Source organism: Paraburkholderia sp. RL17-381-BIF-C (assembly GCF_046026435.1).
GTDB lineage: Bacteria > Pseudomonadota > Gammaproteobacteria > Burkholderiales > Burkholderiaceae > Paraburkholderia.
This window is the reverse complement of record NZ_JARESX010000173.1, coordinates 1-1,732: the sequence shown is the minus strand read 5'-3', so window position 1 is coordinate 1,732 and position 1,732 is coordinate 1. Positions and strand designations below refer to the sequence as shown.

Annotated in this window: 1 protein-coding gene; it reads right to left on the bottom strand. The window is 57.1% G+C overall.

Features of this window, described 5'->3' with window-relative positions; genetic code table 11:
* Nucleotides 1-1,732 (bottom strand): DUF6531 domain-containing protein (locus P0D70_RS36475; RefSeq protein WP_408188091.1); only part of this gene is annotated, 1,732 nt, incomplete at both ends.

The following is a 1,732-nucleotide window of genomic DNA, read 5'->3' as shown; positions in this document are numbered from 1 at the left end:
AACGCCTAGCTCTGCGTCGCTGATCGGCTGCCACCATGCGCCGTTAGTTGAAACCTTCGCTGAATGTGACGAAACCGAGCCATTCGCCGCGTACTGGTAATCGACTGCCAGTACACGGGCGAGTCCCCCATTCACTGAACTTGCCGGTTCGTTATACCCAAAGGACTTTACGCGACCACGTTCATCGTATCCGATGCTTGCCTGACCACTATTACCCGCTATCTGCGTCGCGCGGTTCTCGGCGTCACGACCGAGGGTTTGCATTGCCCAACCCGATACGGCGTCCAGCGTCGTCGCGATGTTGCCACGCGCGTCATACGTGTAGGTCCAGTCTTCAGTCTTTGCACCATTCCGTACGACAGTGGCAGACAGAAGCCGGCCCGCCTGATCGTAGCGCGAGCCTACTGTCATCTGATCGCCCGCCGCAACCGCCTGCATCCCCTGTTCGCCCGTCAGGTCGGTTGTCTGCCACTCTGCGTAGCCAGTGACGTTACCTGCTGTGTCGTAGACGAACGCCCTGATCTTTCCAGGTGTCGCGACCAGATGCGGGCGCAGCGAACTGCTGTCACTGTACTCGATGGTTGTTACTGTCTTGTTGCCAGCGACTGTTGCAAATGCTTTCGTTGGTCGGTTCGCGCTGTCCCACGTGTACTGTGTATTCCCATCCGGGGTAACTCTTTGTTTCAGATTCCCTGAGGTATCCCACGTGCGTGACACTGTGCCACCGGGCGTGACAATGGAGCCAGGACGCGACGTATCGCCAGAACTGAAAGAGTATGTGCTGTTGCCAGCCAGGTTGCCGACTGTTGTCGTGCCCGAGCCATAGCTTAGTGACACATTACGCGTCGTGTCCGGATGGGTGACTGAGATTGCGCGTCCGCTGGAGTCGTAGGTCCATGTTGCAATCCGTGAACCGGATTCGTCCTTTATCCCGGTCATTGCATTCGGGAAGCGCGCATCCTCATAAAGGTACTGACGAACGTATCCAATCGGCGCGGTTACGGAAACAAGGTTGCCTTTCGCATCGTACGCATAATGTGTCGCGTTGCCCGACGGCGGCACTACACTCAGAATGCGACCATTACTGTCATAGGTCAGACTAAGCGTAAGCCGCGATGCCGTCTGCCCGATCCGATCAACGGGCCACTGAGCGATCCAATCCATCCGTTGTCCGACGTATCCAACTTCACGGTACATACCCGTGCGTGTTGTCTCGGAGTGAAACAGACCTGTGCTGGCGGAGTATGTTTCGGTCGTGCCAAGCCGTTCGTCCTTCAGGTAGAAGTATCCGTCGCCAGCTTTCATGAGCGAAAGACCCGACGTACCCGGCACCGCCCAGCCGCCATTAACCCATTTGAATATCAGAGGCTGCCCATTACTCCGATACGCGGTGATTTTCGGTGTGCTTGCATTGACCGAGGTCAGATCAAGCCGTCGCTGCCAGTTACTGGCCCAGTACCCGCCCATCGCTATCTGCGCTTTATCGAACGGCTTCGACAGGTAGCTACGACTGAACACAAGCGGCGACGTGTCGCCGCTTGCAAAGTCAGTTTCAAAGAGAGTCACAATCCCGTTCGCGGGAAACACCGGGTCAGCCACCGGGCAGGTATCGTCCGGCGGCGTGCCGGTTGAATTGCACCACTGCTCAATCTGCACAAGGTCATTAATACACGCGTAGTTGCCCATACCACCCGGCGTGTTGCTCGTCACGTCGAGCTTGCAGGTCTTGGAC